A 23422-nucleotide genomic window follows, 5' to 3' on the forward strand; every position below is an offset into this window, starting at 1 on the left:
CCGCCAGCCGCAGCGTCGCCGCCTGCGCCCAGCGCTCGGCGATCACAGGCGCCGTCAGGCACACCGCCCCGGCACTCACCGTCGTCACCGCACGCTCCAGCAACTGGATGTCCGCCTCGTGCTGGCGCGCCACGTGCGGATCCTCGAAAAAAATCGTCCGATGGCAACGACCGCCAAGCACCCAGGACGCTATCTGCGCATCGCCCCCCAGCGGGCCGCTCTGCAGGCACTCCACCCAATGCACATCGCGCGGCCAGCCCAGCCGCCACGCCAGCTCGTTGAGCCGGGACCCCGTCGTCCCCGTCGCTATGCGGCGGCCAAAACGCGACAACAGCGGAAAATGCGCCGAAACAAACGCCAACATCGCCTCCTTGCACGCATCGTGCGCAATCAAGGCAACCGTCTGATCGCCAAACGCATGCAGGTCGTCCGCTCCCGGGTCCGGTTCGAGGCCTGCATGCAGGCGCTCCATCTCCACCCAATCCCGTGCCGTGGCGACGGTCGATATGAATGGCTTGCCGTGGATCACGCATTGCCGCTTGAGGGCCACCGCCTCGGGAAAGATCGACGACGGATCCACCGGATCGATCAGGTAGATGGCGCCGTCCAGCGTGTGCGCCGCATCGCCAAGCCCCACGACTTCGGCGACCAGCTGCATCAAGCCGCCTTCGCGGCCATAGGGATAGCGCAGCAGGCGCGGACGCTCTTCGGCGGGCAGGTTGTCGACGATCGCGTCGTGCGTGCGTCCTACCGCATGCAGGGTGATTCCCAGCTCGCGCAGGCCGCCGGCGCTCGCGCGCAGCCAGCGGAACAGTCCCGCATCGGTATCCTTGTGGTGCAGACGGTTGGCGGCCAGGCCAATGCGCATCAGGGCAGCTCCATGAAAAGGGGACTGCAGTGTACGGCGGGCAGCCGCGGCGAGGCGGCCCGCTGCTTTTGCCGGCCGCAGATGAAAGATGCGGTGCGGGTTTCAAGAGGGCCGGCTTGCGCACGCAGACTGCGGCGGCGCGCGGGTGCCGGAACGCCTGGGCCCGGCAGTGGCCCGAGCGTAGCAGCGGACGCCGGGCCGACTGCACGGTCCGCGGTCGTCGTCGCGGGCGCAGGACTGACCGGGTTCCGGTTCCGGCCTGCGGCGGCAGCCTGTTCCCGCCAAGGGGCCGCTGGAAGCCGAAACACCGGGCGGGAGCGGCCCGTCGCCGCTCCACCGGGCCTCAGCCGCAGCGCACGCCGGTGACGGTATTCGACTCGTCGACCTCGATATTGAGGCGTTCGCCGCGGAACTCGTTAGTGATCAGCTGCTGCGGCCGGAGCATGCGGACCTGGGCCGCTCCGGCATCCTGACGGGCCTGCTCGGCCAGCGCCTCGGAATAGGATTGGCCGACCAGTCCCTGTACCTGGCTGGCATCGCAGCTGGCGGCCGGTGGTGGCGTCACCGCGGCCTCCTGGTCGGTTGCCGCCGCCGCTTCGGCCGCCTGCTTGGCTTGGTCCAGGGCCTGTTCCTGCTCTTCCGGCAGTGGGCCACTGCACGCACCCAGCAGAACGAGAGCGAAGGCGGCGGTCAGTGCGCGGGGGAACGACAGCGGTTGCATCGGAGCTCCAGTGCGTTGAAGGACGAAGCAAGCATATCGCCTGCCTTGAGCCCTGTATCGCCGCGATGCGTCACTCGGTACGCCGTGTCAGCCGCCTTTCAGCCGCAGTGCAATGCGGTGATGTTGTTGGTGCGGCCCACTTCTATCGTCAGCTGTTCGCCGCCGGTCGTGGGCGCCACCGGTGCCGCCACCGGTGCGCCGTCGCCACGGATGATCCGGACCTGGAGGCTGTCGCTGTCGACCCGTGCGCGCTCCACCGTCCCGGGTGCCGCCGCCAGGCCGGTGGCCCCGAGGACCCGGTCGGTATGGCACTGGCCGGAAATCACGCCGTCGATCGGCTGGATGTCGGCGACCGGCGTGCTGCTGCAGGCGGTCGCGGTGAGCAGGACACATCCCGCGATGGAAAGAAGCCGGTACATGCGTGCTCCAAGCGTGGAAGGATGCGAAGAGCGTGCCGTGCCGGCTGTCGGCGGACGATGAAGGCGCGCCGGGGGCTTCCGCAGTGGCTTTCTTCCTTGAGTCATCACGACGCCGGGGGGAGCAGGATACGGCCCCCTGCACAGCCGGTTTTCCACGGGATCGATGTCCGCAGGTGCTGGATCGGTGTCCCTGGATTGCCGTCATGCGTCGATCGGAGCGCCTCCCGGATCACTGCGGTCCTGCTCCGGGTCACAGGCCCCTGCGATCAATCGCTACTTCAATCACATATTTATAGTGATGCAAATCACTGTTCATGATCTTGGTGCCGCAACCGCGATTTATTAGTAAAAAACATGTTGTTGTTGACACTTAATTCATATTCGATCCTCTCAACTGGGTCGGTTGCAATTCAGCATTGGACGCACCGTGGCCGCCAGGGAGGTGCCAGCTGACGGGGAGCTTCGTCAGCCAGCGTGGCAGCCCCCGGGTCGCCGTGAGATCGGCCCAGGCCGTTGTGGGACATCTAAGGAGTTCTCCACCTTCGACGGCGCCGTCGGGCCGTTGACTTGTCGCATCCAAAACCAGATCGGCCCAGGGAGTGAGCATGTCGCGTTCGAAGAGCGTCTCCGGCAGCACCCGTACGCCCCCCCGTCGCTGGGCACTTGCCACCAGCATCAGCGCGGCACTCCTTTCCCAGGCCTGGTTGCCGGCACCGGCCGCCGCACAGGCGTCACCGGGTCCGCTCAACGAATGGCTGGGCGGCATCGACGAGGACGTCACCGAAACCCGTAACTGGGCCGAGGGCGCCACCGGCCGGAATCTCGGCCACGCGCGGATCAACGGGCAAGGCGCGCGCCCGGCGGTGTGGAGGATAGGCGATGCCCATCCACCGTTCTTCGATGATGAGTTGACCTTCCAATCGCTGGCGATCGGCGAGGGCGCCGGTGCCGATGGGCACATGGTGATCCGTGCGCCTGCCGGGGCGGTCTACCGCCAGGCCGGGTTTTCCCTGAACGGTCAGGGCCAGACCGGCCCCCTGCTTTCGGTGGGTACGCAGGGCGGCACCGGACGGCTGGATTTCGACCTCAACACCACCGGGCCTGGAAAGGGCACCGTGGTCGAGATCAGCAATACCGCCAACGGCGGCTTCCTGGTCGGTGATGGCGCCGGAAGCCGTGGCACGGTCAACATCCAGGGGTCCGGCAATAGCCGCTACAGCCAGACCCACTACAACGAACTGAGTGGCGGCAAGGTGGTATCGGACTGGGGCAGCCATTTCATCGGCAGCGATGGCGGTACCGGCACGGTCAACCTGGTCGATGCCAGCTGGCTGACGGTGCGGTCGGTGGCTCACCCGGGTATGCAGACCTTCGATCCGCAGCTCAGTCTCGGCACCGGCACCGGCAGCGTCGGCAACATCAATGTGCTCGCCGGCGGAAAGATGCAGACCGGTGTCGACCCCTATCACGAGCTTCACGCCGTCGACGTGATCGGTGCCGACGGAGGGCGTGGAACGCTCCGCATCGCCGGGGCCAATGCCAACGGCCATGTCAGCAAGGCGGCCTTCTCCAGTGGCCTGGATATCGGGCGCGGGCTTGATGCCCAGGGCACGGTCAAGGTGGAGGATGGCGCGCTGCTGCTCACCTATGCCAATGAGGCGGGACTGTACGACCCGCAGGATGGTGAGCCGATCCCGCCACCGCCGGTCCGGATCGGGGTGGATGGTGGCGTCGGTGAGGTAAGCGTTTCCGGTGCGGGCTCGCGCTGGAACGTGGGCGGTGCGGTTTCCCACAACAGCACGAAGAAGATCGTTGACGATGGCCAGGGCAACGTCGTCATCCGCGAAGAGATCGAACCGGTCGGACCGGAGCATGCGTCCAGCGCGGCGGGGAACCTGTACCTGGGCGTGTCCGGCACGGGCAGCCTGACCATTGCCGACGGCGGCACCGTATCGCTGGGCACGGCTTATCTCGGTGAGGTCACAGAATACATACCCGGCAGTGGCCCCGAATACTATGACCTGATCCGCTTCGACGACGGACTGGGCACGCTGTTCATCGGCAGCAGTGCCAGCGGCGACGGCACGCTCAACATCGGTGCGGCCGAGGGCCGGACCGCACGGAGCAGCGGCAAGCTGCTGGCCGCCAAGGTCCAGTTCGGTCCGGGCGCGGGCAAGGTGGTGTTCAACCACACCGACGGCGACCTCGTCTTCAGCACGCCGTTGGCAGGTTCCGGCACCCTGGCGGTCCATGCCGGCACCACCTGGCTGCAACCGGCCTCGGCCACCGCCGACAACCGCGGGTTCAGCGGCCTCACCGAACTGTACGGTGGCGTGCTTGGCCTGGGGTACGACAAGGCGCTGGGCGGCAGCAGTGTCCAGGTCAAGGACGATGCGGCACTCGCCTATGGCGCGGGCACCCGGATCGCCAACACCATCGAACTGCAGGGCAGCGCCACCCTGGCCGCGCAGGTGGCGGCGGGCGGCACGGCGGTCCAGGCCGGGTCGATCTCCGGCACCGGCAACCTGGCCAAGGCGTCTGCGGGAACCCTGGTGCTGTCCGGCGCGAATACGTTCAGTGGCCAGACCCATGTCGCCGAAGGCACCCTGGCACTGTCCGGGGCCGGCAGCCTGGCGCATTCCCGGCGCGTGCGGGCCGACGGCCGTTTCGACATCGCCGCCGCCGCGGCGCCGGCGGAGATCAAGAGCCTGGCCGGCAGCGGCACGGTCCATCTGGGAGGACAGTCGCTGGCGCTCACCGATGCCGCCGACACCTTCGCCGGTTCGTTGACCGGCAGCGGCAGGTTCGATGTCCTGTCCGGCCGGCAGATCCTGACCGGCGACAGCAGTGCCTTCGCCGGGGACACCCATGTCCATGGCCAGCTGTGGATGAACGGTGCGCTGGGCAAGGCCGGCACCCGGGTCACGGTCTACAACGGAGCCGAGCTCGGTGGCAACGGCCGGTACGGCGGGTCGGTCACGATCCGCGACGGCGGCGCACTGGGGCGGGTCGCGCCGCAGTCGGTGCCGGGCACCATACGCATCGGTGGCGACCTGGAGCTGGGGGCGAACGCCACGCTGCGCTACCTGTTCGGCCGCGTCGGCGAGGTCGGCGGCGCGTTCAACGACCTGATCAGCGTCGGTGGAGACCTGGTGCTGGACGGTGTCCTGGAAATCACCGAGGCGCCCGGCGGCCATCTCGACCCGGGCCTGTACCGGCTGATGGACTATGGCGGAACGCTGGACGACCGCGGGCTGGTGGTCGGCAGCATTCCGTCGTCCTTCGCCACCGCGCTCGTCGATACCGGCGTGGACAAGCAGGTCAACCTGCTGCTGGGCCGCGCCGGCGTCGCCTTCAGTTTCTGGGACGGCGCGGCCGGGCCGGCCAACAATGGCGAAGTCAACGGCGGCGACGGCGTCTGGCAGAGCTCGGCCGGCAACCACCACTGGACCGATCTCGGCGGAACGCTCAACGGGCCGTTCTCCGATGGCAGCTTCGCGGTGTTCGCGGGCGAGGCGGGCACCGTGACGGTGGACGACAGCCTGGGGGCGGTGGAAGTCGCAGGCATGCAGTTCGTGACCAGCGGCTACGTGCTCCAGGGGGACCCGATCACCCTGCTCGGTCCCGAGGCGACGGTGCGTGTCGGTGACAGCATGGCCGGCGAGACGGACTTCCTCAGCGAGACGGAGGAGAAGGCGGTGACCATCGATTCGGTCCTGACCGGCGCATCGCGGCTGGTGAAGACCGACGAAGGCACCCTGATCCTCACTGGCCGCAACACCTATGGCGGCGGCACGCATATCCGCGACGGCCTGCTGCAGATCGCCGCCGACGAGGCCCTGGGCGCGGCCGATGGCGATCTGGTGTTCGGCCGCAGCGCCCTGCGCACCACCGCGAGCATGGCGTCGTCGCGCGACATCAGCATCACCACCGCGGCCGCGCTGCTGCAGCAGCGCGACACCACCCTGACCCTGTCCGGCGACATCTCCGGGACCGGCGCCTTGAACAAGGCCGGCGCCGGTACCCTGCACCTGACCGGCGACAGCGGCCTGTCCGGCCCGACCCGGGTGGTGGCCGGCATGCTCCAGGTGGATGGCCGGCTGGCGCATTCGGCGGTCAGCGTGGACTACTCGGCGTTGCTGTCGGGCACCGGCACGGTCGGCAGCACCACCATCCGCAACGGCGGCAGCATCGCACCGGGCGGTTCGATCGGCACGCTCCAGGTCGACGGCGACTACCTGCAACAGGCCGGCGGCCGCTATGTCGTCGAGGTGGATCCGTCCAGCAACCGTTCCGACCTCATCGCGGTAAGCGGTGCGGCGCGCATCGACCCCGGTGCGGTACTGCAGGTGGAGCGCGCCAGCGACGCGCTGTACCGCGTCGGTTCGCGCTACACCGTGCTCGCGGCCGAAGGGGGCGTGGACGGCACCTACACGGTGCAGGCCGCGTTGTCGCCGTTCCTGGCGCTGAAGGATCTCTACGATGCCAACCATGCCTACCTGGAGGTCATCCAGGCGCGGCAGTTGACCGACATCGATTGCAGCCCCAATGCCAGGGCCGCGGCGTCCGGAGCGAACGGGCTGGCGCCCACCGGCGAGCTGATGCCGGCCCTGCTCAACCAGCCCGACGAGGCCGCGGCCTGCGATGCCCTGGGTCAGCTGTCGGGCGAGATCCACGCATCGATGCGTGGCGTGCAGCTGGAGGACAGCCGGTTCGTGCGCGAAGCGGTGGACATGCGCCTGCGCGGCGCGATGGCCGATGCGGAAGGGCAGGCGGAGGATGCCGGTGCCTGGGTGCAGGCCTTCGGCTCTTCCGGCCGCTTCGAGCACGGTACCCAGACCCGGCGCCTGGACCGCGATACGAGCGGGTTGTTCCTGGGCGTGGATCGCCAGTTCTCCGGCGGCTGGCGCGTGGGGGTGCTGGGGGGTTACGGGACGTCCGACTTCCGTGTCCGGTCGTGGCGCTCTTCCGCGTCCAGCAAGGATACCCACCTGGCCGTCTACGCCGGCGTCGACTGGAGCAGCGGCCTGGCCCTGCAGGCGGGCGCGGCCCATGCCTGGCATGACGTGGACGTCAAGCGGCAGGTGGCCTTCGCCCATTACAGCGACAGCCTGCGTTCCCGCTACGACGCCCGTACCCGCCAGCTCTTCGCCGAGGTCAGCTACCGCCTGGACCTGGGCCGGGACGAGCTGAGCGTGCAGCCATTCCTCGGCGCCGCGCATGTCCAGCTCCGCAACGACGGCTTCCACGAGAGCGGTGGCGAAGCGGCGCTGGCGGCACGTGCGCAGGACAACCGGCTCACTTTCGCCACCCTGGGCCTGCGCGGTGCGCGCCGGTTCGACCTGGAGCGCGGCGGCACGCTGTCGGTGCGGGGAATGGCCGGCTGGCGGCAGGCGTTCGGCGACAGGAGCGCCGACGTGGCGCTGGGGTTCGTCGAGGGGGGGACATTCACCCTGCAGGGTGTGCCGCTGGCCAGGCAGACGCTGGCCGCCGAGCTCGGCCTGGATGTGTCGCCGCGCCGGAACCTGCGCCTGGGCGTGGGCTACTCCGGGCAACTGGGCGGCGGTACCCACGACCATGGCGGCAAGGCCTTCGTGGAGTGGAAGTTCTGAGGGCGGCGACCCGTCCGCCGGGCCCGCCGCCAGCGGTGCCCGGCTGTCGCCGCAGGGGATGCCGGCATGCCGCGCGCGGAGCTGTCCGCGGCAGCGGTGGTGCGGGCTTTGTGCCATCCTCCGTCAGGCCCCGATGGGGGCGCCGGTCCCCGGCGCCGCGGGTGGCGGAGCGTCACTGGAGGTTGCATGTCTGAAGTGCGTTGGACGTTCCCGCCGATGCCCCATCCCGCGGCCCACGCGCCGGCCGCGCCGCCGGCGCCGGTGCAGATCGCCACCCACGGTTTCGTGCTGCGCACCCTGCTGCCCGCCGACGTCACCGCGCGCTTCGTCCAGTGGATCAATGCGCCGGCGATGCGCGCCGGCCTCAACCTGCCGCCGCTGGGGTTCGATGCGGCCCGCCTGCGCCAGTTCATCGCCGGCTTCGATGGCCGCCGCAACCACATCATCGGCATCTTCGCCGAGGAACTGCTGATCGGCTTCTATACCGTCGACGTCAACCTGACCCACAAGGTGGGCGTGCTGACCGCCGGCATCGGCGACACCGGGCAGGAACGGCGCAAGGTGTACTGGGGCACCATCGATGCCCTGCTCGACCACTTCTTCATCTACCGCGACCTGGACAAGATGGTCGCGCGGGTGCTCGCCGGCAATACCGCGATGCTGTTCAATTTCGTGGACAACGGCCGCTTTTTCCATGAAGCGAGATTGCGGCAGGAGTGCCTCGGGCAGGACGGCAGGCGCCAGGACGTGCTGGTGTTTGCCGCTTTCCGCGAGGGCGAGCGGCCGCAGGGCGAGAACTACCGCCCGTGATCGGCAGCCCCCGCAGCAACGCGCGCCTGCCGTTGCGGCTGGGCGGCTTCGACAACCTGCGGCAGGCGCTGGACTATGCCGCGCAGGGCCGGACCGGGGTCGATTTCCACGATGTGCGTGGCGTGCTGGTGCAGTCGCTGGACTACGCCGGCCTGCGTCGCCGCGCGCGGGTGGCGGCGGCGCACATGCGGGCCATGGGGATGCGGCAGGGCGACCGGCTCGCACTCATCGCCGACACCAGCGTCGCCTTCCTGACGGCGTTCTATGGCGCCCAGTACGCCGGCGTGGTGCCCTGTCCGCTGCCTTACCAGGCGCTCCCCGGCGGCCGCGATGCCTACACGGCGCAGCTGGCCGCCCTGCTCGCCGCCAGCGGTGCGCCGTGGCTGCTGTCGCCGCAGGCCACCCTTGCCTGCGCGCAGGCCGCCGCGTTCACCGCCGGGGCGCGGGCGCAGGGACTGGAGACACTGGACGCGCCGCCGCCGCTGATCACGTTGCCGCCGGTCGATGCCGACATCCCCGCCTACATCCAGTTTTCGTCCGGCTCCACCGCCATGCCCAAGGGCGTGGTGGTGCGGCAACAGGCGTTGATGGCCAACGTCGACGCGATCGCGGTCCACGGTCTGCGCATGCGCGCCGACGACCGTGCCTGCTCCTGGCTGCCGCTCTACCACGACATGGGCCTGGTCGGATTCTCGGTGGTGGCGATGTGCGCCCAGCGCAGCGTGGACTACCTGCCTCCGCACGCATTCGCGGCGCGCCCGCAGGCCTGGCTGCAACTGATGTCGCGGCAGCGCACCAGTATCGTCTACGCGCCCGGTTTCGCCTGGCGGCTGGCCGCGCAGCGCGGTGCGGCGATGGCGGCCGAGCTCGACCTCTCGGCGCTGCGGGTGGCCGGCGTCGGCGGCGAGCCGGTCCGCGACGACGACCTTCTCGCCTTCTCGCAGGCCTTGGCGCCGGCCGGATTCCGGCATGACGCTTTCCAGCCCAGCTACGGCCTGGCCGAGGCGACCCTGGCGGTGAGCATGGCCGCGCCGGATGCCGCGCCGCGGGCCCGGGCGATACCGGCGCCGCACGGGGGCGGCGGCCGCCGGCTGCTGGGGTGCGGTCGCCCGTTGCCGGGCACCGAGGTGCGCGTCCTCGACGCCGCCGGCCGGGACCTGCCCGAACGCCGGGTCGGGCACCTGTGGGTGCGCGGGCCGGCGGTGATGCAGCGCTATCTGCAGGAAGCCGCGGGGGGGCCACGGGCCGATGGCTTCCTCGATACCGGTGACCTCGGCTTCCTGGACGAGGGCGAACTGTTCATCAGCGGCCGCGCCAAGGACATGATCCTGGTACGCGGCCGCAACCTGTGGCCGCAGGACATCGAGGCCGCCGCCGCCGCGGCCGGTGCGCTGGCGCCACGGGATGTGGCGGCCTTCGGGGTCGAGCGCGAAGGCGGGGAATACGTTGTCGTGCTGGCCGAGTGCCGCACCGGGAGCGAGGGTCGGCAACAGCTGCGGGCACGCATCGACGAAGCGCTTGCCGCCGCCTTCGGCATCCGTGCCGAGGTGCTGGCGGTGCCGCGGCGCAGCTTGCCGTTCACGACCTCCGGAAAACCGGCGCGCGCACGCGCGCGCGCCCTCTACCTGGCCGGGCACTGGGCGCCCGATTCCCTCGACGAAAAGGAGCTAACCGCGTGAGCATGTTGCTGGAAGCCAAGACCCTGTTGTCCGGATGCTTGTTCGTGCCGGTGGAGAAGATCGGCGACGACGACCGGTTGCAGACCATCAAGGAGCTGGACAGCCTCAGCTTCGCCAGCATCGTGGTGGAGCTGGAAAGCCGCATCGGCCACCCGGTCGATCCGGTCGAACTGCTCGAACTGCGCAGCGTGCGTGACGTGGCCGGCCTGCTCGAGCGCCATCGGTGAACGGCGCGGGCGACATCTGCAACCAGCTGTACGCGCTCGCACGCGAGCGCAACGGCGAGGATGTCGTTCTCGACCTCAATGGCGTGCCGATGCTGGTGCTGCAGCGCCATGAGAGTGCCGACCAGGTGCTGCGCCTGCGGGCGGCGCAGTACCGCAAGAACATGGCATGGCTGCGGCAGACCCTGGGCGCGTCGCGGTTCACCGAGGAGGGCGACGCATGGCAGGCGCGGCGGCGGCTGACGCACGCGTACTTCACCCACTTCGATCGCGGCCGCACCTGCGACCTGGCCGGGCGTCATGGGCAGCTGGCGTTGCGGCGCATGCTGGACGACAGTGCCGCCGGCGCCGCGGCCATCGACGACGATGTGCTGCGGCGGCTGACGCTCTCGGTGCTGGTGGAGAACTTCCTGGAAATCCCTTTCCCGGCGACCGGCTTCGACATGGCGCTGATCACCGAGATGATGGAGTACGGCTCGGCCTACGCGTTCGTGCCGCCCGGGCGCACCGGGGATTTCTACCAGCAGGGCCTGCGGCGGCTGCCCGCGCTGCGCCGGGAAATCATGCGGCAGATGCGGGTACTGCGCGATGGCCACCTGCCGGTGAACCCGCTGCTGGCGGGCATGCTGGCCGCCGATGCCGAGCCGGGCAGCGGTATCGTGCTGGAGCACGAACTGATCACCTTCTTCGCCGCCGGCGCGGAAAGCTCGGCCTCCAGCCTCGGCTGGGCCTGCTATCTGCTGGCGCGCCATCCCGAGGCCCAGGAGAGGCTGCGCGAAGAGGTCCTCCGGCTGGACCCGGCCGCGGGCTGGCCGGCGCTGTCCCGCTGTGCACCGCTGGCCGACTTCGTGTCGGAGGTGCTGCGGCTGTTCCCATCCACGCCGATCGTCACCCGCCAGGCCACGGTGGCGGACCGCATCGGGGCGCACGAGGTCGCCGCGGGCCAGAACGTGATGGTCTCGCTGATCGGCATCGGCCATGACCGGCGGGCGGCGTCCGATCCGTGGGCGCTGGCGGCCCCCGGCGCCGTGCGCGGTCCCTGCGGGGGGACCCGCATGGCCTTCAGCATCGGTCCCTACATCTGTGGCGGCAAGCTGTTCGCACTGGTCGAGCTGATGGCCGTGGTCGCCGGCTTCCTGCGCCAGGCACGCTTCGAACTGACCTCCAGCGCACTCCCGCGGTTCCACTGGAAAGTGCAGATGCTGCGCGAAGGCGGACAGCCGGTGCGGGTGGTGCCGTGGTCCTGTGCAGTGGATTAAAGTTTGACGCCGAATTTCGAAAAGGTTTGTCGCCGCAGGAATCGCAGCAACCTTTTTCCGTGTAAGGGGTTGGTTTAAAAGGGAGAGCCTGGGCGTCTTAACGAGTGTGGTGACGCACTGTCTCATGCACTTAGAAGCACGAAGGTGGCCAAAAATAAAAAATTGCCCGCTGAACAAGGGTAATCCCCCCGCTTTTAGCGGCTGCCAAAAATGGAACTATGCGGCTATCGCTAGTTTCATTGCTGGCTTGATGCCACCGAGCGGCGTGTTGGGGCGTTGTGCGCTTGCGCCGTGTGGTCCGCTTCGATCCGGCTGTCGAACCGGATCCGGGCGAACTTTCTGAACTGGCTACGCTGATCGACGACTGCCTAAAAAACGTAGCGTCGTCCAAAGCACTGGCCGAAGCCCCGGCGTTCATGCGACAGTCGATTGAGAATCATCGAATCGGCGACCTGCAGGGGCGCCTGCTGAGCGAATTGAACAGGGAATTCCAGTAGTGCTAATCGGAGTATTCGCACTGCATTAACGGCCACCACTGGATCTGCCTGCGTCGGGCGAGTGCTTCAAGCGGGCATGTCTAATGCGAAACTATCTGCCGATAGGCAGGCTGAGATTAAGCCGTTCGCGCAGGGCGCGTCGCACGCAAAGTCAAGACCGCATGTGTTCAACTGAAGAGAGGCAGGAAAAGTGATTGATCGGATGAAGTTTGAACTGACCGGCAAACCCGTCTACTGGATAGTTGCCGGCATACTCTGCGCACTGATAGGCCTAGGTATGGACCTGAACATGGAGGGTATCGGGCTGTCATTCGGCGAACCGGCCAAGTGGGGCGGGTTCGGTGCATTGATCGGCGCCGGCGTCGGTCTAATGGTGGTCTTCGGCAAGCGTTCTGCGCGACGCTGACCGCGCAATGCCGAGCGCCACTCTGGTGGTGCCGGCGTGCTCCATACGCGTCTTGAACTAGCGACGAAAGGGAGCGGGACGTCGATTAGGAACAGGCTTTCTTCCGCCACGTTCGCCACCGCCTAGCTCGGCCAACTACACTTGGGCGTTCTCATGGGTAGCGCCTCATCTTCGCGTCCAGGATGTCGAAGTTGGCGGGCTTTTCGTCAGCGCCCAGAGCGGCTGGGCGCTACGAGCCGCGCCTCCGATGTGAGAGAGAATTGGCTCGACAGCAAGATCGCGGTATTCGCGGGGCCCCCTGCACGTCGCCTCAGGCTGGGTTCAGATGGGTGATCCCTGGGGCCTTTGGTGGAAACGGGTGCCAGGTTGCGAGCATCTGCCCAACTCGGGAGGGTAGCTGCCACCTGCAACTGAACGCTCTAAAGATGTGGCAGACCAAGAACGCTCCCGTCATAAGTTTCCGGCAGGCAAGCGCTTCGCGAAGCGCTTGCTGCGCCGCTAGGCTGTATCCGGACCTGCCGCACGGAGCCCCGCATTTTGGCGCCGCACATTTTTATCAGCAGGGCGACGGCGCCGCGATAGTGCTTCCTTACGCGAAACCTTTACGCGGCTTGCATAACGCTGCGTCCCAGTCGCCGCCAATACGAATCCGATTGATATGACTGTCAGGAAGCTCATGAGCTTGAACTCACGCCTGATAATCTAAAAGCCGCAATCCTGGGTCCGGTAATGCGGCTCATCTACAACGAACCGTATGGGGTAATCCCCCCCGCTTTTAGCGGCTGCCAAAAGTGGAGTTATGCGGCTATCGCCAGCTTCATTGCTGGCGTGATGCCACCGAGCGGCATGTTGGGGCGTTCGCGGTTGTACGTCCATAGCCAGCTGCGGCCTTGTCCTGCACCTGCTCGATGGTGTCGAACAAGGTCGTGGCCAGCCAGGCGTAGCGGACGGTACGGTTGTAGGGTTCCACGCAGGCATTCTGCTGCGGCTTGCCCGGCTGGATGTGCTCGATCCGGACGCCTTCGCGTTCGGCCCAGGTCGGTAGCGCACCACTGATGTATTCGGGGCCGTTGTCACAGCGAATGACCCTTGGCCTGCCGCGCCATTGGATCAGTCCTCGTCGCCCCGGATCACCGTTGCGGTTGAAGGAAATTCCCTGTTTCTTAAATTTGTCGCTTCAGCGCGTCCCGACAGTCTTCCTCAGGCCGCCGAGCGACAAACTTTTCCGGGAATTCTTGACGATTTGTCGCAAACGACAATCTTTACGCCACTGCATAGGGGCACCCGCCGTCTGAGGCCGGGCTACGGGCAGGCCGTGGGAGGGGTTGACTACAGTTGTCGCCACGCCTATCTTGACGACAACTGTAGTCAAGGAGCCGGGCATGCGCCGCAAGACCATCGGGGACCAGGAGCTGGCCCTGCTGCAATACATCGGGGAGAACGAGCCGGCCAGCGTCGGCGAGGTGGCGGCGGGCTTCGGCGAAGCCCGTGGGCTGGCGCGCTCCACCGTGCTGACGATGATGGAGCGCCTGCGCGCCAAGGGCTACCTGCGCCGCAGCCAGGCGCAGGGCGTGTACCGCTACGGCACCACCACCGAGCAGCAGGACGTGGTGAGCGGCGCGGTCGGCAGCTTCGTCGAGAAAACCCTGCAGGGTTCGATCTCGCCGTTCGTGGCCTGGATGTCGGAAAAGGCCGAGGTCAGCGACAACGAGCTGGCCGAACTGGAAGCACTGGTCAGCAGGCTGCAATCGCAGCGCCGTGAGGACTGAGCCATGCATACCGTTCTCGAACTGCTCGGCAACCGCCTGCTCGCCACCAGCGTGCAGACCATGCTGTTGACCGCGCTGGTGTGGCTGCTGTGCCGCTGCGTGCGGCGGCTGCCGGCCGCGACCCAGTGCGGTTTGTGGTGGCTGGTGGCGCTGCAGGCGGTGCTGGGGCTGCTGTGGGCCGTGCCGCTGGAACTGCCGGTGCTGCCGGCGCCCGACGTGCTGCAGACGGTGCCGCAGGCCGTCGCGGCCGCACCGGCCGCTGTCGCCCCGCGGGTGGTGATGACACCGCTGCCGCTGGAAAGCGGCTGGTCGTGGCTGCACCTTGCGATGGCGCTGTGGCTGGCCGGGGTGCTGGTGATGGCGCTGCGCACCGCATCGGCATGGCGTGCCAGCCGCGCGCTGCTGCGTGCGGCGCTTCCCTGCGACGACCATCGCCTGGATGCCGCGCTGCAGCTGGCGGCCGACGCGCACGGCCTGCGCCGCGCACCGCGGCTGATGCTCAGCACGGCCATCGACTCGCCGCAGCTGGTCGGACCATGGCGGCCGGTGCTGCTGCTGCCGGCACGCGTGCTGCAGCGCATGGGGGACGACGACCTGGACATGGCCCTGACCCATGAGCTGGTGCACCTGCAGCGCCACGATCTCTGGTGGGGCCTGGTGCCGGCCCTGGCGCAGCACCTGTTCTTCTTCCATCCGCTGGTGCATCTGGCGGCACGCGAATACGCGATTGCCCGCGAAGCGGCGGTCGATGCCGCCGTCGTCGCCGGCGACCGCCACTGCCGCCAGCACTACGGACGCCTGCTGCTGCAGCTGGGCGTCTCCCCGCGACCGGGCGCCGGCCTCGCCAGCGCTTCGCCCACCTTCCTCAGCCTCAAGCGGAGACTGCTCATGCTGCAGAACACCTCCTCCTTCCCGCGCGTGGGCGCGGGCCTGATCGTCGCCGCGGTGGCCCTGGTCGGCGTGCTGCCGATGCGCCTGGTCGCGATGCCGGCACCGCCTGCGCCCGCGTCGGTACCGGTGCCGGCATCCACCGTGTCGCCGCCGCCGGCCCTGCCCGTTGTGGAGGCCGCCGCCGAGGTGCCGGTGTTGCCGGTACCGCCGTCGCCACCGGCCGCGCCTGCGGCGCAGCCGCTCTCGGTGGAAGGGCGGCTCCGCTTGTCGCAGTCGCCGGGCGAGGACGGCTATGTCCTGCTGATGAAGGAGCACAGCATCATGAATGGAAGCACCGCCGACCTCGAACAGGCCCGGCGGCTGGACGACGGCAAGGGTGTGCTGCTGCTGCGCCGTGGCGGCCGCGCCTACGTGGTGCGCGATGCCGGGGTGCTGACGCGCTTCCAGCAGGCCTTCGTCGAAAGCACGCGGTTGGGCAAGGAGCAGGGACGTCTGGGCGAACGGCAGGGCAGGCTCGGCGAGCGCCAGGGCGCGATCGGTACGCGCATGGGGGAGGTCGGTGAGCGCATCGGTGCGCTGGCGGCGCGCCAGGCCGAGCAGGCGCTGGCGGCGCAGGCCGACGGTGATCACGAGGCCATGCGCCGGGCCGCCGATGCGGCACGCCGGGAGGCCGAGAAGCTCCGCGCGGAACTGGGCACGCCGGCCGTGCGGGCGGAGATGCAGGACCTGGCACGCCAGCAGGCCGAGCTGGGCCGACAGCAGGCCCAGCTCGGCCGCCGCCAGGTGGAAGCCAGTGCGCGCGCGCAGCGCGAGGCCGAGCAGCTCATCCAGCAGGCGCTTCGTGACGGCCTGGCGCAGGCGGTCGACGGCTGAAGGACGATCCGGGGACGCGGCACTGGCCTGCTGCGCGTGGCGGTCGGCAGCGGCTGCCGCCGCGGCCATGCCTCCAGCCGCGGTCGCCCGGCTACGGGACGGGGACCGGCGCCGCGCGCTCGTCGGCGTCGGCCTGCACCAGGTGCAGGAACAGCTGCGCCAGCGTCACCACGTCCTGGTGGTTGTGGTCGCCGACCCGGCGCAGGGTGCGCGCGCTGCCGCCGCGCAGGTAGTCGAGCCAGGCGGCGGGGGCCTCGGAGCCGGGCAGGTCGTCCTCGCGCAGGATCCGCAGCAGCCGGCGCTCGATGGTGGCCAGCCGGCAGTTCTCCCAGGTGCCGCGGTAGCGGCGGCGGGTGGGGAACAGCAGGTCCACATGGTCCAGCGGCGAGATCGGATCGCCCCGGCGTGCGAGCCGGTAGCGGGTCTTCAACAGCGGCGCGTCGTAACAGCGGCCGTTGTAGCTGGACAGCACCGTGGTCGGCGACAACCAGCCGGCGAACGTGTCCAGCATCGTCCGTTCGGCGGCCATCGTGGAGATCAGCAGCTGGCGTACGCGCAGGCCTTCACCGCGCTGGCCGTCGTGCCGCCAGTCGGCCGCGCCGATCATGAAGGCGCGGGTGCCGGTGCCGCCGGCCAGGCCGGTGGTCTCGGTGTCGAAGAACAGCAGGTCGTGCGGCTGCACGGCCTCGTCCGGGCGCCTGCTGAAGGCCAGCGACAGCGGCCCGGACGGGATCGGTTGGGGAATGAAGGCCTCGATCAGGTGCAGCCCGGGCGCGATCTCGGTGCCGGGCAGGGCGCGGTCCGGCGGCCCATCGCGCGCGATGCGTGGCGCCGCCGCCACGCGGTGGCGGGTGGCGAGCAGCCGTTGCAGGGCATCGACGCTGCGTGCCTGCACGGAACCGCTGGCGTGGCCCTGGTTGGCGGCTGGCGGCCTGGAGCGCGCTTCGCGCTCCACCCAGTCCAGGACCGAGCGGTCGTGTTCGGCGGAGGCGGGCCGCCGCGCGCCTTCGCCGGCCGTCGGAGGGGACGATGGCAGCGGGTGGCCGGTGCCGGTGGGTGGCCGGTGTCCGATCACGTCCGGACCCGCGCGCTCCGGCACGGCCGCGGCGTCGCCCGGTACCGGCATGGGCGACGCCGCGCCGTCCCCGCCACCGGTGCCGGCACAAGCGGCACCCGTGTGCGCATCCGCTGCCGGCGCCGCCGCAACCGCAACCGGCTGCCCGGCCTGGCGCCGCAATGCCTTCAGCTTGTCCAGGCTGATACTCATGGCAGCAGGTCGAGCGCCTCGTCCATTGGTGTCGCGGCGGCGACCTGGTCGCAGCGTTCGGCCGACAGCAGCGCCAGTACCTTCAACGCCAGCGAGCGCGGCGTCCCGTCCTGGCCTTCCTCCTGCGCGGCCAGCACCGGGCCCACGCAGGCCGGGCAGCCGGCGCTGCAGTCGCAGCGCTCCACCAGTTCGAGCGCGCGCTGCACCAGTTCGCCCTGGCGCAGCCACAGCGGCTCGCTCAGGCCGACGCCGCCGGGGAAGTTGTCGTACAGGTACACGGTGGGCACGAAGCTCTGCATCAGCTCCACCGCGCCCTCGCCACCCTCGTTGCCGCGCAGCTGGCCGCGGCCGGTCTGGTCGGCCACCGCGAACCAGGCGCCGTCGCCGTTGCCCACCGCCTTCTGCAGGTCGCGCGCGTCGGCCATCACCGCCACGGTGGCGACGATGTGCAGCGCGTACGCCGCGCCGAGGAAGCCGTCGAGCGCGTCCTGCTTCCGCGCGAAGCTGCGCAGCAGCGTGGCCTGCGGCAGCTGCCACCACACCGCGGTGGTATGCAGTTCCTGGTCGGGCAGGTTGACCGGGCCGTAGCCGATGTTCTCGTGCGTGTAGTAGCGGATCTTCTTGTAGCCGGCCACGCGCCGCACCACGTGCACCTCGCCGTGATGGGAATCGCCCCGCCCGGCTGCGTTGCCGTCGAAGCGGTCCAGCACCTTGAGCTTGGTGAAGTCGATGCTGTCGGTGTAGTAGTCGACGTGCGTGCGGGTGACATAGGCCTTGCGGCCCTCCCAGTCCAGCCGTTCCACCTGGTAGGGCGTGCTCTGCACCATGTGGATGGCGCCTTCGTACAGGGTCAGCGCGGCGGCGGAGTAATCCACCTCGGCGATGATCTGCTGCTTGCCGTCGCTGCGGTCCACGACCACGAAATTGCCGTCGGCCACCGCGCGCAGGCTCACCGCGTTGGCCGGGTAGCTGTCGGCGATCCATTCCCAGCGGTCGCCTTCCTGGTGCACCACCCCGGTCTCGGCCAGCGCCTGCAGGAACACCAGCGGATCGACCGGGCCGAACGGCTCGCCGCTCATGAACGGCAGCTCGAATGCCGCACAGCGGATGTGGTCGAACAGGATCAGCGGCTGGTCCGGGGCGGTGCGCGCGTGCTCGGGCGTGGCATTGGCGAAGAAGTCCGGGTGCCGCACCACGTACTGGTCCAGCGGCTGGCTGCTGGCGACCATCACCCCGAGCGCGGCCTGCTGGCGGCGGCCGGCGCGGCCGAAGCGCTGCCAGGTGGCCGCCACGCTGCCGGGATAGCCGTTGAGCACCACCACGTCGAGCGCGCCGATGTCCACGCCCAGTTCCAGCGCCGAGGTGCTGACGATGCCGTCGATGTCGCCGGCGCGCATCGCGCGCTCCACCTCGCGGCGCTCGGTGGGCAGGTAGCCGCCGCGGTAGGCGCGGATGCGCGCCGGCTTGCGGGGGTCGTTGTCGAAGATGTCCTTCAGGTACTTGGTCAGCACTTCCACCATCAACCGCGTCTGCGCGAATACCAGTGTCTTCAGCCCGCTCTTGATCGCGATGCGGGCGATGCGGTTGGCCTGCGAGCGCGCCGAGGCGCGCAGGCCGAGATCGGGGTTGATGACCGGCGGATTCCACAGCAGCACGTGCTTGGGCCCGGTGGGCGCGCCGGATTCGGTGATCGCATGCACCTGTTCCTCCACCAGCGCCTCGGCATGCGCATGCGGGTTGCCGATGGTCGCCGAGCACAGGATGAACTGCGGTTGCACGCCGTAGAACGCGCAGATGCGCTTGAGCCGGCGGATCACGTTGGTGACATGGCTGCCGAACACGCCGCGGTAGGTGTGGATCTCGTCGATCACCACGTAGCGCAGGTTCTCGAAGAACTGCGCCCACTTGGTGTGGTGCGGCAGGATCGCCTGGTGCAGCATGTCCGGGTTGCTGACCACGATGTCGCCGTGCAGGCGGATCGCCTGGCGGGCATCGCCGGGCGTGTCGCCGTCGAAGGTGAACGCCTTCACCCCGAGGTCGCCGGCGCGGTTCAGCTCCAGCAGCTCGGCCACCTGGTCCTGCGCCAGAGCCTTGGTCGGGAACAGGTACAGCGCCTTGGCATGGCCCTGCATCGCCGCGCTCACCACCGGCAGGGTGTAGCACAGCGACTTGCCCGAGGCGGTGGGGGTGACGATGGCGACGTGCGCGCCGCGCTGGCTGGCGTCCCAGGCTTCGGCCTGGTGCGAATACAGCTGTCGGATGCCGCGCGCTTCCAGCGCCGCCTTCAGCGCAGCCGGCAGGTCGTCGGGAAGTGGCGCGTAGCGCCCGTCATGGCCGGGCAGCGTGAAGCTGCCCGTCACCCGGTCGCCGTAGCGCCGGGCCAGCCGCTGGCCGAGCAGCGCGCCGTCGCGCGAGGGCAGGCCGTCGGTGGTCGCCAGCGCCCGTTCGCTGGCTTCGGTGCGGGGAGCGAGGGAGAACGCCATGGCGGTACTGCCGATCAGGGATCAGGCAGGGGAACATGCTGCCGTCTCAGTCCGTGAGACTGGCGCCGGCCGGACTGCGTGCCGCCCGGCCGGCGCGCAGCCGCCGGTTCAGGCCGGCAGTTCCGGCGGCTGCGCCTTGCCGCTGCCGCAGCCCAGGCAACTGTTCTGCGGGGCCGGGTTGGTGTTGCCGCATCCGGTGCATTTCCAGGGCGTGACGGCGGCCAGCAGCTGTTCCCGGGAGTAGTCCAGCACGGTGTCGTTGAAGTCGCCGCCGCAGTCCGTGCACCGCACGTGCGTGGACAGTGTCTCGGTCGGAAACAGGGGAATGAAATACAGGGTGAAATAACGCGACCACTTGACCCGGGCATAGGGCCTGTCCTCCCGGCACTCCGGGCAGAAGAACGTACCGGTGCCGGCCGTGCGTTGCCGGGCCTTGGATCCCCAGATGATCAAGACGACTCTCCTTTCGTTGTTGTCCGGCCTGCGCGCGGCCGCCGGGCGTTCCATTGCGAGGCAGGGTCACCGCCGTCCGGGTCTCCATGGCGGGCGTCCTGACGGACGCCGCTCCCCGGGCCGCCAGGGTACCCCTGTGGACCGGGGCAGGCTACCGGTGGTCAGCGGGAATTGAAGGAGCCCTGCGTAAGCTGCGCGCCTGGATACGCACCTGGACTGCCTGGTGATACGGAGCGCACGGTTGAGAGCGGGATTGGCGGCCGGCCTGATGCTGGCCGGGGCCGCCCCTGCGCAGGAGGTGCTGCCGGCGCAGGCGCCGCCGGACGCGACCGCGGACGGGGTGACGACGCTGGACGAAGTACGCGCGCTCAAGCCCGAGGACGACCAGCCGCTGGACCTGTACCGCTTCAGGAATCCGGTGAAGGTCGAATCCAACCGCTTCAGTGGCTCGTGGAGCGAGCCGCCGACGCCGGAACAGGTCAGCCAGAGCGGCGGCTACCTGCTGATGGGGCTCAACTACGGGCTGATGGCCGCCGGCAAGGGCCTGCACCGGCTGAGCGGTGGCCGCGAACAGATCCAGGCCGCCACCGCACGGCCGCCGCCGGAGCTGGAGGCCGACCAGCAGCGGCGTGCGCGACGCTACTGCCAGGCGGACGCGGACGACTGCGCGGTTCCGCCGCAGGATTGAGCGGCCACGGGGTCGCCGATGCGGCGGAACGGCCAGCGGACGTGGACGGCGGGCACGCACCCGCTCCGCTACCATGGCCCGCCTCCCCCAGGATCCGCCGACATGCAAGACGCTCTCGCCTCCAAGCATTCCGGCGTACCGGGCATGCGCATCGCCGCCTGGATCCTGATGGTGCTGGGCATGTGGACGGTGCTGAAGCTGGGCCTGGTGGTGACCCTGCTGTCCGGCCTGCTGGTGTTCCATCTCAGCCAGGTGCTGGCCTCGCCGATCGATGGACGCTTGCCGCCGGGGCGCGCCCGCGCGCTGGCGGTGATCGCCCTGTCGGTGGTCATCATCGGCGTACTGGTGCTGGCCGGCATCGGCATCGTGTCGTTCTTCCGTACCGAGACCGGTGGCCCGGATGCGCTGCTGGCGCGCCTGATGGGGATCCTGAACAGCTCCCGCCACCAGTTGCCGGCGCTGCTGCAGCCCTACATTCCCGAAGACATGCCGGCCCTGCGCAGCGCCCTGAACGAATGGGCGGCCGAACACCGCCGGCAGCTCGGCGTTGCCGGCACCTCGGTGGTGCAGATCAGCGTCAGGGTGCTGATCGGCATGGTGCTCGGGGCGATGATCGCGCTGTACGACGACCTGCCGCTGCCGCGGATGGGGCCGTTGGCGCGCGAGCTGCTGGGCCGCACCGACCGCCTGGCCATGGCGTTCCGCCAGGTGGTGTTCGCGCAGCTCAAGATCTCGCTGCTCAACACCCTGTTCACCGCGGTCTTCCTGCTCGGGGTGCTGCCGCTGTTCGGCGTCCACCTGCCGTTGGCCAAGACGCTGGTGCTGATCACCTTCGTCGCCGGGTTGCTGCCGGTGGTGGGCAATGTCGTGTCCAACACCGTGATCACCATCGTCGCGCTGTCGGTCTCGTTCTACGTCGCCTTGGCCGCGCTGCTGTTCCTGATCGTGATCCACAAGCTGGAGTACTTCCTCAACGCCCGCATCGTCGGCGGCGAGATCCGCGCCCACGCCTGGGAGCTGCTGCTGGCGATGCTGGTGATGGAAGCCGCGTTCGGGCTGTCGGGACTGGTCGCCGCGCCGGTGTTCTATGCCTACGTCAAGCGCGAGCTGGTGGACCAGGGATGGATCTGAGCCGGCGGGCGGGCCGTCAGGACAGCACGCCCGCCAGCGCGGCATAGGCCACCACGACCATCACCAGGCAGGAGTAGACGCTGCCCGCGAACGTATAGCGCAGCCAGGTCGTCCACCAGCGCCCGCCATACACCCGGCGCTGCATCAGCAGCAGGTACAGCGGTACCGACAGCCACAGCAGCGCGAGCACGCCGTCGCTGGCGGCGTTCACGGCGGAATTGCCGACGGCATTGGCGATGCCAATCGTCAGGAAGGTGGCCAGCAGCACCAGCATCAGCCACGCATGGCTGTACAGCGCCACCACCAGGTGCTCCAGGTAGCCGGTGCCGCGGCCGAGGTAGGTCACGCGCAGCACCAGCGCGAACACCGGCATCAGCAGGAACAGCGCGCCGGGCAGCGCGGTGAGGAAGGCCTGTACATACAGGTCGCTCTTCCTGCCCATGCGTGCCACGTTGGCCTTGCCGGCCTGCATGCGCCGATCGAGCCATGCATCCACGAGCGACGGCGGGTCCGGGACCGCGGCGGGCGCCGCCGGTGCCGGGTCCGCACCGGCATCGGGACTGCCCGGAAGCACGGCGTGCTGCCGTTCCACGGCGCGCGCCGCGGCCCGGGTCGCGCGCGTCACCGCCGATTCGCGGGGAGTGGCCGCCGGCGCCGGCTGTGCCAGTTCAGCGGTCCGCTGCGCGGCCGCGGTGTCCACGGCGGCGATGGCCAGGGCCAGGGCGGCGGCGGCCGTCGGCGAACCGCCGTCGCGGCGTTCGATCTCGGCCACCCGGGCGGCGCGCAGGGCCTCGACCTCGGCGGCGGTCTGCGCGGAGGCGAACAGCGTCCTGGCGCCCGCGTCGGCGTCGAAGTCGTCGACATGCACGGTCAGCTTGCCGACGAAGAACGTGAACACGGTGAGGATCACGAACAGCCGCAAGGGCTGCACGTAGCCCACCCGCTGCCCTCCCAGGTAGTTGGCCGCGACCCGCCCGGGCACCAGCAGGTCGCGCAGGGTGCGGAAGATGCGTCCGTCCAGGTGCCAGAACGATTCGAACACCTCCTCGATCGCATGGCCTACGTGCTTGAGCGGGTTGTGCGCCGGTTGACCGCACTGGTGGCAGTAGGGACCGCCCAGGGCGGCCCGGCAGTTTTCGCAGGCCGCATGCCGGGGCGCGGCACCGGCGGCGGGGACGGCGGGATCGGGAGTCGAGGCCATGGGCGGCGCAGGAGCGGATGCCGGGCGGAAGGGCACACGATAACGGTGATCGCCCGGCCGGTCAGCCACGAAGGTGGCATTTCCGGCACCCGGCCGCATCGGTGCGCGCCTCGTGTTGCCTGATGCCCGTTCCCCCAACCCGCCGTGCGAGCGTTCCATGGGCGGCCGGCG

The 23422-nt window shown here is 69.4% G+C and carries 18 protein-coding genes and 1 pseudogene; 11 read left to right on the forward strand and 8 right to left on the reverse strand.

Going from position 1 to position 23422, the window contains the following annotated elements:
* The 3 genes from K5L01_RS14605 to K5L01_RS14615 form a co-directional block, all read right to left on the reverse strand.
* The coding region (locus K5L01_RS14605) for a methylglyoxal synthase (protein ID WP_250065345.1) at nucleotides 1-868 on the reverse strand (868 nt) is incomplete at its 3' end.
* Between the two features lie 343 nt (nucleotides 869-1211).
* Nucleotides 1212-1589, reverse strand: coding sequence for an I78 family peptidase inhibitor (locus K5L01_RS14610; RefSeq protein ID WP_250065346.1), 378 nt, complete (start codon nucleotides 1587-1589; stop codon nucleotides 1212-1214).
* Between the two features lie 98 nt (nucleotides 1590-1687).
* On the reverse strand, nucleotides 1688-2008 hold the full coding sequence (locus K5L01_RS14615; RefSeq protein WP_250065347.1) for a hypothetical protein: 321 nt from the start codon (nucleotides 2006-2008) through the stop codon (nucleotides 1688-1690).
* Between the two features lie 605 nt (nucleotides 2009-2613).
* Between K5L01_RS14615 and K5L01_RS14620 the strand changes: the two genes are divergently transcribed.
* The 7 genes from K5L01_RS14620 (at nucleotide 2614) to K5L01_RS14650 (ending at nucleotide 12495) form a co-directional block, all read left to right on the forward strand.
* On the forward strand, nucleotides 2614-7620 hold the full coding sequence (locus K5L01_RS14620; RefSeq protein WP_250065348.1) for an autotransporter domain-containing protein: 5007 nt from the start codon (nucleotides 2614-2616) through the stop codon (nucleotides 7618-7620).
* A 186-nt stretch (nucleotides 7621-7806) separates the two neighbouring features.
* Nucleotides 7807-8430 carry a GNAT family N-acetyltransferase gene (locus tag K5L01_RS14625; RefSeq protein ID WP_250065349.1) on the forward strand — a complete coding sequence of 208 codons (624 nt, stop codon included), beginning with the start codon at nucleotides 7807-7809 and terminating at the stop codon, nucleotides 8428-8430.
* The gene (locus K5L01_RS14630) at nucleotides 8427-10109 is read left to right on the forward strand and encodes an AMP-binding protein (protein WP_250065350.1); all 1683 of its coding nucleotides are present in this window, start codon (nucleotides 8427-8429) and stop codon (nucleotides 10107-10109) included. Before K5L01_RS14625 ends, K5L01_RS14630 begins: the two co-directional genes overlap by 4 nt.
* A 2-nt stretch (nucleotides 10110-10111) precedes the next feature.
* Nucleotides 10112-10336: an acyl carrier protein gene (locus K5L01_RS14635; RefSeq protein WP_250065369.1), complete on the forward strand. Its 225-nt coding sequence runs from the start codon at nucleotides 10112-10114 to the stop codon at nucleotides 10334-10336.
* Nucleotides 10333-11592, forward strand: a complete 1260-nt coding sequence (locus tag K5L01_RS14640) for a cytochrome P450 (protein ID WP_250065351.1) — start codon at nucleotides 10333-10335, stop codon at nucleotides 11590-11592. Before K5L01_RS14635 ends, K5L01_RS14640 begins: the two co-directional genes overlap by 4 nt.
* A gap of 293 nt (nucleotides 11593-11885) precedes the next feature.
* The gene (locus tag K5L01_RS14645) at nucleotides 11886-12089 is read left to right on the forward strand and encodes a hypothetical protein (protein WP_250065352.1); all 204 of its coding nucleotides are present in this window, start codon (nucleotides 11886-11888) and stop codon (nucleotides 12087-12089) included.
* A 202-nt stretch (nucleotides 12090-12291) separates the two neighbouring features.
* Nucleotides 12292-12495: a hypothetical protein gene (locus K5L01_RS14650; protein ID WP_250065353.1), complete on the forward strand. Its 204-nt coding sequence runs from the start codon at nucleotides 12292-12294 to the stop codon at nucleotides 12493-12495.
* A gap of 797 nt (nucleotides 12496-13292) precedes the next feature.
* On the opposite strand, the pseudogene K5L01_RS14655 reads toward K5L01_RS14650, so the two are convergent.
* Nucleotides 13293-13609, reverse strand: a pseudogene (locus K5L01_RS14655) (integrase core domain-containing protein); the annotation flags it as partial.
* Nucleotides 13610-13877: 268 nt separating this feature from the next.
* Between K5L01_RS14655 and K5L01_RS14660 the strand changes: the two are divergent.
* Nucleotides 13878-14264 carry a BlaI/MecI/CopY family transcriptional regulator gene (locus K5L01_RS14660; RefSeq protein WP_250065354.1) on the forward strand — a complete coding sequence of 129 codons (387 nt, stop codon included), beginning with the start codon at nucleotides 13878-13880 and terminating at the stop codon, nucleotides 14262-14264.
* Nucleotides 14265-14267: 3 nt separating this feature from the next.
* Entirely contained in the window at nucleotides 14268-16028 is a 1761-nt protein-coding gene (locus K5L01_RS14665) for a M56 family metallopeptidase (protein ID WP_250065355.1), read from the forward strand.
* 91 nt (nucleotides 16029-16119) lie between these two features.
* On the opposite strand, the gene K5L01_RS14670 is transcribed toward K5L01_RS14665, so the two are convergent.
* The 3 genes from K5L01_RS14670 to K5L01_RS14680 all read right to left on the reverse strand — a co-directional run bounded on the left by K5L01_RS14670 (nucleotide 16120) and on the right by K5L01_RS14680 (nucleotide 20231).
* On the reverse strand, nucleotides 16120-17295 hold the full coding sequence (locus K5L01_RS14670; RefSeq protein WP_250065356.1) for a ribonuclease H-like domain-containing protein: 1176 nt from the start codon (nucleotides 17293-17295) through the stop codon (nucleotides 16120-16122).
* The gene (locus K5L01_RS14675; RefSeq protein WP_250065357.1) at nucleotides 17292-19778 is read right to left on the reverse strand and encodes a DEAD/DEAH box helicase; all 2487 of its coding nucleotides are present in this window, start codon (nucleotides 19776-19778) and stop codon (nucleotides 17292-17294) included. The genes K5L01_RS14670 and K5L01_RS14675 overlap by 4 nt, the downstream gene beginning before the upstream one ends.
* A gap of 108 nt (nucleotides 19779-19886) precedes the next feature.
* Entirely contained in the window at nucleotides 19887-20231 is a 345-nt protein-coding gene (locus K5L01_RS14680) for a zinc-ribbon domain-containing protein (RefSeq protein ID WP_250065358.1), read from the reverse strand.
* A gap of 268 nt (nucleotides 20232-20499) precedes the next feature.
* Here K5L01_RS14680 and K5L01_RS14685 point away from each other — a divergent pair, with 268 nt between their 5' ends.
* Together K5L01_RS14685 and K5L01_RS14690 are read left to right on the forward strand one after the other, a co-directional pair.
* Complete coding sequence (locus tag K5L01_RS14685; RefSeq protein ID WP_250065370.1) at nucleotides 20500-20919, forward strand: hypothetical protein; 420 nt, start codon at nucleotides 20500-20502, stop codon at nucleotides 20917-20919.
* Between the two features lie 102 nt (nucleotides 20920-21021).
* Nucleotides 21022-22050, forward strand: a complete 1029-nt coding sequence (locus K5L01_RS14690; RefSeq protein WP_250065359.1) for an AI-2E family transporter — start codon at nucleotides 21022-21024, stop codon at nucleotides 22048-22050.
* A gap of 16 nt (nucleotides 22051-22066) precedes the next feature.
* Here the strand turns inward: K5L01_RS14690 and K5L01_RS14695 are convergent, their stop codons facing one another.
* A complete protein-coding gene (locus K5L01_RS14695) occupies nucleotides 22067-23251 on the reverse strand; it encodes a DUF3667 domain-containing protein (protein ID WP_250065360.1) in 1185 nt (394 codons plus the stop codon).
* Nucleotides 23252-23422 lie beyond the last annotated feature (171 nt).

It is taken from the genome of Stenotrophomonas mori, assembly GCF_023556335.1.
GTDB lineage: Bacteria > Pseudomonadota > Gammaproteobacteria > Xanthomonadales > Xanthomonadaceae > Stenotrophomonas > Stenotrophomonas mori.

What these genes read in the sequence shown, in the direction of transcription:
- K5L01_RS14610 (WP_250065346.1), bottom strand. Translation starts at nt 1,589, where the DNA reads ATGCAACCGCTGTCGTTCCCCCGCGCACTGACCGCCGCCTTCGCTCTC.
- K5L01_RS14615 (WP_250065347.1), bottom strand. Translation starts at nt 2,008, where the DNA reads ATGTACCGGCTTCTTTCCATCGCGGGATGTGTCCTGCTCACCGCGACC.
- K5L01_RS14620 (WP_250065348.1), top strand. Translation starts at nt 2,614, where the DNA reads ATGTCGCGTTCGAAGAGCGTCTCCGGCAGCACCCGTACGCCCCCCCGT.
- K5L01_RS14625 (WP_250065349.1), top strand. Translation starts at nt 7,807, where the DNA reads ATGTCTGAAGTGCGTTGGACGTTCCCGCCGATGCCCCATCCCGCGGCC.
- K5L01_RS14635 (WP_250065369.1), top strand. Translation starts at nt 10,112, where the DNA reads ATGTTGCTGGAAGCCAAGACCCTGTTGTCCGGATGCTTGTTCGTGCCG.
- K5L01_RS14650 (WP_250065353.1), top strand. Translation starts at nt 12,292, where the DNA reads ATGAAGTTTGAACTGACCGGCAAACCCGTCTACTGGATAGTTGCCGGC.
- K5L01_RS14660 (WP_250065354.1), top strand. Translation starts at nt 13,878, where the DNA reads ATGCGCCGCAAGACCATCGGGGACCAGGAGCTGGCCCTGCTGCAATAC.
- K5L01_RS14665 (WP_250065355.1), top strand. Translation starts at nt 14,268, where the DNA reads ATGCATACCGTTCTCGAACTGCTCGGCAACCGCCTGCTCGCCACCAGC.
- K5L01_RS14670 (WP_250065356.1), bottom strand. Translation starts at nt 17,295, where the DNA reads ATGAGTATCAGCCTGGACAAGCTGAAGGCATTGCGGCGCCAGGCCGGG.
- K5L01_RS14675 (WP_250065357.1), bottom strand. Translation starts at nt 19,778, where the DNA reads ATGGCGTTCTCCCTCGCTCCCCGCACCGAAGCCAGCGAACGGGCGCTG.
- K5L01_RS14685 (WP_250065370.1), top strand. Translation starts at nt 20,500, where the DNA reads ATGCTGGCCGGGGCCGCCCCTGCGCAGGAGGTGCTGCCGGCGCAGGCG.
- K5L01_RS14690 (WP_250065359.1), top strand. Translation starts at nt 21,022, where the DNA reads ATGCAAGACGCTCTCGCCTCCAAGCATTCCGGCGTACCGGGCATGCGC.
- K5L01_RS14695 (WP_250065360.1), bottom strand. Translation starts at nt 23,251, where the DNA reads ATGGCCTCGACTCCCGATCCCGCCGTCCCCGCCGCCGGTGCCGCGCCC.